Raw genomic sequence first — 6,351 nt, forward strand, 5'->3', positions numbered from 1 at the left:
CCCCCTCCCGCCCCGCACCCGGAGTCCGTAGGCTCGGAAGTTCACCGGCCGGGCTCGCACCCCTTCTCTCCCCGACCCCATAGTCGAAGGACACCGACCATGCGCCGCGCCTTGATCGTCGTAGACGTGCAGAACGATTTCTGCGAGGGGGGCAGCCTCGCGGTGGCCGGGGGTGCCGACGTGGCCGCCGCCGTCACCGAGCTGATCGGTCAGGCGGCCGGCTCCGGCTACCAGCACGTGGTGGCCACCCGCGACCACCACGTCGCCCCCGGCGGGCACTTCGCCGACAACCCCGACTACGTCCACTCCTGGCCGGCGCACTGCGTCGCGGGCACCGAGGGGGTCGGCTTCCACCCGAACTTCGCCCCCGCGGTCGCCTCCGGCGCGATCGACGCCGTCTTCGACAAGGGGGCGTACGCGGCGGCCTACAGCGGCTTCGAGGGCGCCGACGAGAACGGCGTGACGCTGGCCGACTGGCTGCGCGCCCGGGAGGTCGAGGAGGTGGACGTGGTCGGCATCGCCACCGACCACTGCGTCCGGGCCACCGCGCTGGACGCGGCCCGGGAGGGCTTCCGCACCCAGGTCCTGCTGGACCTGACCGCCGGGGTGGCCGGGGCCACCACCGAGCGGGCGCTGGAGGAGATGCGGGAAGCCGGCGTGGAGCTGTCCGGGAAGCCCGTGGTCGCCTAGGACGTCCCGCGCGCCCCGCTGGCCCCGGCCGGGGCCAGCGCCTGCACCGGTGCCGTCGGGCGCCTCAGCAGCGTCCTGACCGGGTGCCACAGCTCCTGGACGAGCTCGGGGCCGCCGACACCGTTGTCAGGCGCCGTGCGCCATATCAGGCCGTCCGGATGGTGCAGGACGGCGGTGATCTCGTCCGGGGTCGGCGGGGCCGCGTTGCCCCGCAGGTAGACCGCGCGCATGCCCAGGTTGCGCAGCCTGGTCAGGGCGCGCGCACGGTTTCGGGCGTGGACGAGGAAGCGGACCCGGCCCGTGCCGTCGGCGGCGGGGCTGGGCAGGTTCAGTGCCACCACCACGCTGCCGGTCGGCAGCTTGCAGAAACCTCCTGCGGCCATGCGGTCACACCCCCGTGTGCGTCGGTGTCAATAAGGGAGCCACAGGACGCACCTAAACACGATCGGCGGCAACCCGCCAGGGGGTCACCGCCGATACGCTTCTGACCTGCTAAAACGCTGTCTACTTGGCGGACGGTCCAACCTGGACCGAGATCGTCGAGCCGTCCAGCGGCTCCTTGGTGATCTTGATCCGGGTGTTGGTGTCAGTGACCTTGACGCCCGCGAGCGGGTTCGAGGCGTCGTAGTAGGCCGACGTGCCGTCGTCGAAGACCGGGACCCCGGCCCGCGACTTGATCTTGGTCGGGACGCCCGCGTTGTGCAGCGTGATGGCGTCCGTCTGCTGCCGGGTGAAGGTCGAGTCGAAGGCCTGGATGCGGTTGCGCATCAGCGTGCCGTTGGCCCACTTCAGCGGCGCCGGGTGGGAGTCGACCGGCAGGATCAGGCCCTCACCGGGGTGCTGGCTGGTGTTGTCGTCGGCCTGGGAGGTGTCCCACTTCCAGATCAACAGGCCGTTCTGGTACGGGTAGTGCTCCACCCAGTCCGGACGGGTCGTCGAGAAGCCGTAGTTGTACGGGCCCACCTTGAGGGTCTTGTCGTACGACACGTACTGGCGGTTCTCGGCGATGTAGTACTGCGGGTAGTCGTCCGTGATGGACGCGCCGATGCGGGTGAAGCCGCTCGCCGTCCAGGCGGCGTCCGCGGACTCGGCGTTGTCGGAGAACAGGGCGGCGCCGTCGGCGGTCACGGTGATCTGGTCGGCCGCGAAGCCCTGCTGGGCCACGCCGCCGTCGGTGGCGTACCGGAAGCGCAGGCCGATCTTCTGGCCCGCGTAGGCGTCCAGCGGGTACGTCAGCTTCTGGTACGCCTCCACCGTGCCGGTGAGGGCGGGCTTGCCGCTGCCGTCACGCGGGATCGCGGAGCCGTCGGCCAGCCTGCCGTCGACCGGCGTCCAGTTGGCGCCGCCGTCGGTGGAGACCTCGGTGTAGAGGTAGTCGTAGTCCGCCTCGATGTCCCACCAGCCGTCGAGGGTGAGGCTCGCGGTGGACTTGCCGGTCAGGTCGACCGAGCGGGCCAGGGAGTTGCGCAGGTTGTCCCCGCTGCCGCTCCACCACTGGGTCGCGCCCTGCGCGGGGGCGACCACCTCGGTGGTGACCGTCTTGTCCGGCAGCTGGACGATGAGCGCCTGTGGGTTGTCGGTGTTGTACTCCGCCACGCCCAGGGTGTGGTTCGACTTCACGCCGGCCTTGGCGACGTCGTAGTCGAGCCAGCCGAGCTGGAGCTTGTCCCAGGAGTTCATGTCGCCGGGCAGGTCGCCGATGGAGTCCTTGCCGGTGCCGAGCCAGGAGCCGGACGACATCAGGGTCCAGAAGCCGGTGGAGTTCTCGCCGCCGCCCGAGGTGTCGTACTCGTCGGGCAGGCCGAGGTCGTGGCCGTACTCGTGGGCGAAGACGCCCAGGCCGCCGTTCTCCGGCTGGATGGTGTAGTCGCCGATCCAGATGCCGGTGTCGCCGACCTCGGTGCCGCCGAGCCTGTTGGTGTCGGGGCCGGTGGAGCCGGCGTCGGTGCCGAAGGCGTACCAGCGGTGGGCCCAGATCGCGTCGGCGCCCTGCGCGCCGCCGCCCGCGGACTCGTCCTCGCCGGCGTGCACGATCTGGAAGTGGTCGATGTAGCCGTCGGCCTCGTTGAAGTCGCCGTCGCCGTCGAAGTCGTAGCGGTCCCACTGGTCGAACTCGGCGAGCTCCGCCTTGATCTCGGCGGCGCTGTCACCGGCCGCCTCGCGCTCGGCGACCCACGCGTTGACGCCGTCCTGCACGGCGTACCAGGCGCCGGTGGGCGCGTCGTTGGAGCCGTAGCGGGCCTCGTTGTAGGGGACCTTGACCCAGTCGGTGACCTCGCCCTCGACCGAGTAGCGGCCCGAGGACTGCTTCTCGTAGTACTTCTTCAGCGACTCGGTGTTCTCGCCGGTGCCGAAGTACAGGTCCTGGAAGTGCTGACGGTTGTAGTCCGCCTGCCAGGCCGTGCTGTTGTCGTCCGCCCGGTCCGGCTGGGCTATCTGGTTGTGCAGCGGGCCGGGGGTGCCGCCGTAGCGGCTGTCGATCTGGTCGCCGAACTCGACCAGGATCGTGAAGATCTTGTCGGTCTTCTCGCGGCCGAGTTCGACGTACTTGTCCTCGCCCTTGAGCTTGACGACCTTGGAGCCGTCGCGGTCACTGACCTTGGCGGTGCCGGATATGACCTGGTCGAGTGCTTCCTCGCGCTGTGCCTCCTGTGTCTTGGACAGCGGCCCGTCGAGGTCGTGCTCCCTGCTCTTCGCCGGCTGCGGGTCGTGCCCGTCGGCGGCTATGGGCGCGCCGGGCGAATCCGCCTGGGCGACCGCGAAGGTCGAGAAGGTGGCGGTGGCCGCGGCCAGTGCGACGACGGTCGCCGCCGTTCTGAACTGCCAGGATCTGCTGGTCACTTGAGTTCCTCCCCCGCGTCCGTGCGCGCGGAAGGAAGGGGGTCCAGTGCCTGGGGGGTCCGCGCGCGTTCAACGCGTGTAGTCAAGTGACGACATTGGACTAGAGGTTGGCAGGAAAAGACAGACCTTGACTTGGACAGGTCAATTGCACTATGCGGAGTCGGTGTCCGCTTTGCGAACACCGGTGTGGCGCGGGAGCGTTCTCGAACGGGCGCGCGGTTCCGTCCACCTGCTGGACGCCATGAACCCGTGCGCCCCCCGTGCTCCGGCACTGTTGGTCAGGTCACGCTTACTGTTCGTTCCACTCGGGCATGCAGGCGATTAGAGTCGATTGGCGGAACGCCCCGAACGCGGCGGAAAGCCAGGCCGACGCCCCTGTGGACCCCCACTTCCGAGGACACGATTGCCATGCCTCGTCCGACTGTCACGCCTCGCCCGACGGCCGCACAGCTCGTCTACGGTTCGTGCACCGTGATCTTCTCGACGCTCGCCATGCTGCTGCTGTCCCAGGCGAGTTCGGCCGTGGGCATCGCGTTCGTCGCCGTCGCGGCGCTCGCCCTCGGGCTGCTGGTCGCGATGACGGTCCCGGTCCCGAAGTCCCGCGTGGTCGCGGTGAACCGGCCCGCCGCCCAGCGGGCCGAAGCCACGGAGACGGCGCAGGCGCCCGTGCGGGCGGCCTCGGTCGCCCCGGTGCCGTCCGAGCGGCCGGTGCGCGAGCGCGCCGCCTCCTGACCCCGGTGCGGGCGGTCAGCCGGTGCTGACCACCACCGTCTTCGCCGCCTTGTCGTGCAGGCCCTGCTTGTAGGGCTTGTCGAAGAAGCTCCAGCCGCCCGAGATCGCGGTCCAGACACAGGCACAGCAGAAGGCGAACGGGATCCACAGCACCGCCGAGCGGATCAGCGCGCTCTGCACGGACGGCGTGGCGCCGTTGTCGAGGTTGGCCACCCGCATGCCCAGCCACTTCTTGCCGAGCGTCCGACCCGACTTGGTGATCATGTACGTGTCGTAGGCGATGTAGAGCACGGCGGCGATGACCGACTGCCCGAACGACTTGCCGACCTCGAACCCGTCGCCGCTCATCTCGTACTCGTTGACGCCGAAGGCCCAGGTGAGCAGCCCGACCACGACACCCACCAGGATCATGTCGATGATCCGGGCGAGCGTGCGCCTGCCGCTGTCGGCCGGCGGCGCCATGCCGGCCAGCGGGTCTCCGGCGTGCGGGCCGCCGCCGTACGGGCCGCCACCGCCGTAGGGATCACCGCCCGGGGGGCCACCGCCGTAGGGCCCGCCCTGAGGGGGCGGGGGCTGGCTGCCGTACGGGGGCTGAGCGCCGTACGGCGAGCCCGCGCCGTCGGCGGGCGGGGGCTGCTTCCTGAACGGGTCGTCTTCCGGCGGCTGACCGGAGCCGGGGGGCGGTTCGGTGCTCATGGCCCGAGTCGACCGCGAACCCACCGGCTCCGCATCCGGCGAGCGGCCGTCCGGGGTACCGGATCCCGCGGTGCCCGCGAACCGGGTGCCTGGCGGCCGTCATGCCCGCCATCCGGGTCCCTGGCGGCCGTCGAGCCCGCGAACCGGGTGCCCGGCGACCGTCGAGCCCACGAGCCGGGTGCCCGGCAGCCGTCCAGCCCGCCATCCGGGTCCCGGCAGCCGTCGAACCCGCGAACCGGGGTGCCCGGCCGCCGTCCAGCCCGCGAACCGGATACCCGGACCCCGTCGAGCCCACGAACCGGGTCCCGGCAGCCGTCGAGCCCACGAACCGGGTACCGGCTCCCCTGCCCGCGAACCGGGTCCCGGCAGCCGTCGAGCCCACGAACCGGGTCCCCGGCAGCCGTCCAGCCCGCCATCCGGGTCCCGGCAGCCGTCGAGCCCACGAACCGGGTCCCCGGCAGCCGTCCAGCCCGCGAACCGGGTCCCGGCAGCCGTCGAGCCCGCCATCCGGGTCCCGGCAGCCGTCGAGCCCGCGCGGTGTCCGGTGTCCGGTCAGCCCGCCACGAACGTGTGGGCGGCCTTGTCGTGCCAGCACTGGCGCCACGGCCGGTCGAACAGGCACCACAGGACGCCCAGGACGCCGACGGCGAGCAGCCCGGGCACGCTGTACACGAGCCAGCGGCGCAGCGCGGCGCCGAAGGACGGGGGCTCGTGCCCCTCGATGTCGCGCACGTCGAGCCCGAACAGCTTCTTGCCGAGGGTGCGGCCCCACTTGGCGGTGGGCAGCGCCTCGTAGAGGGCACCGAAGACCAGCAGGACGGCGAGGACGATGCCGAGATACGCCGTCGTCGTGCCGTCGAGCAGCCAGACCGTGACGGTCTCCCCGGACAGCCTGGCCGCGTCGATCTTCTCGTTGACGTGGTCGACCGCCTTGAGGCCGAGCGGTACGGCGGCCACGGCGGTGACACCGGCGAGGACGACCGTGTCCACGAGCCGGGCGCCCAGCCGCTTGCCGAGGCCGGCGGGACGGGCCGACGACTGCCGCCGGGCGGCCGCCTGGAACACGTCGTCGACGGGCGGCTTCCAGGGCACGACCGGCTGGTCCTCGTCCGAGGCGCCGGCCAGCCGGTGCACCTGCTGCGCCCAGGAGGGCTGCCCGCCGCCGGAGCCGCTGGTCACGGGGGCGGCACCGGGAGCGGACTCGGGGCCGCCGGGCTGGGGCGTCCCGGGCTGGGGTCCGGCGGACTGCTGGGGCATGTGCGGGGCGGCCGGCGGGATCGCCTGCCGCGGGCCGGAGCTTCGGCACCCCCCGCTGACCGGCGTCTGCGGCGCGGCCCGCGAACCTGGTTGAATCCAGGGACGTCGGCCGACCCGGCCACCGCCGACGACCGT

At 71.8% G+C, this 6,351-nt stretch carries 6 protein-coding genes; 2 read left to right on the forward strand and 4 right to left on the reverse strand.

The features are described 5' to 3' along the window. Positions 1-99 precede the first annotated feature (99 nt). A complete protein-coding gene (locus tag ACWD0J_RS26925; RefSeq protein ID WP_451498416.1) occupies positions 100-690 on the forward strand; it encodes an isochorismatase family protein in 591 nt (196 codons plus the stop codon). Here the strand turns inward: ACWD0J_RS26925 and ACWD0J_RS26930 are convergent. Further along, positions 687-1,073: a hypothetical protein gene (locus ACWD0J_RS26930; RefSeq protein ID WP_451498417.1), complete on the reverse strand. Its 387-nt coding sequence runs from the start codon at positions 1,071-1,073 to the stop codon at positions 687-689. The genes ACWD0J_RS26925 and ACWD0J_RS26930 overlap by 4 nt on opposite strands. A gap of 121 nt (positions 1,074-1,194) precedes the next feature. Next, positions 1,195-3,531 (reverse strand): immune inhibitor A domain-containing protein, encoded by a 2,337-nt coding sequence (locus ACWD0J_RS26935; protein ID WP_451498418.1) that lies wholly within the window; start codon positions 3,529-3,531, stop codon positions 1,195-1,197. Between the two features lie 408 nt (positions 3,532-3,939). Between ACWD0J_RS26935 and ACWD0J_RS26940 the strand changes: the two genes are divergently transcribed. After that, positions 3,940-4,263: a hypothetical protein gene (locus ACWD0J_RS26940; RefSeq protein WP_451498419.1), complete on the forward strand. Its 324-nt coding sequence runs from the start codon at positions 3,940-3,942 to the stop codon at positions 4,261-4,263. A 15-nt stretch (positions 4,264-4,278) separates the two neighbouring features. On the opposite strand, the gene ACWD0J_RS26945 is transcribed toward ACWD0J_RS26940, so the two are convergent. Both ACWD0J_RS26945 and ACWD0J_RS26950 read right to left on the reverse strand, forming a co-directional pair. Continuing rightward, positions 4,279-4,959 (reverse strand): RDD family protein, encoded by a 681-nt coding sequence (locus ACWD0J_RS26945; protein WP_451498420.1) that lies wholly within the window; start codon positions 4,957-4,959, stop codon positions 4,279-4,281. A 552-nt stretch (positions 4,960-5,511) separates the two neighbouring features. Further along, on the reverse strand, positions 5,512-6,216 hold the full coding sequence (locus ACWD0J_RS26950) for an RDD family protein (RefSeq protein ID WP_451498421.1): 705 nt from the start codon (positions 6,214-6,216) through the stop codon (positions 5,512-5,514). Between the last annotated feature and the right edge of the window lie 135 nt (positions 6,217-6,351).

It is taken from the genome of Streptomyces sp. NPDC003011 (genome assembly GCF_053591515.1).

Excerpts from the sequence above, each read along its gene's own strand:
- ACWD0J_RS26925 (WP_451498416.1), top strand. The coding sequence starts at position 100 with ATGCGCCGCGCCTTGATCGTCGTAGACGTGCAGAACGATTTCTGCGAG.
- ACWD0J_RS26930 (WP_451498417.1), bottom strand. The coding sequence starts at position 1,073 with ATGGCCGCAGGAGGTTTCTGCAAGCTGCCGACCGGCAGCGTGGTGGTG.
- ACWD0J_RS26945 (WP_451498420.1), bottom strand. The coding sequence starts at position 4,959 with ATGAGCACCGAACCGCCCCCCGGCTCCGGTCAGCCGCCGGAAGACGAC.
- ACWD0J_RS26940 (WP_451498419.1), top strand. The coding sequence starts at position 3,940 with ATGCCTCGTCCGACTGTCACGCCTCGCCCGACGGCCGCACAGCTCGTC.
- ACWD0J_RS26950 (WP_451498421.1), bottom strand. The coding sequence starts at position 6,216 with ATGCCCCAGCAGTCCGCCGGACCCCAGCCCGGGACGCCCCAGCCCGGC.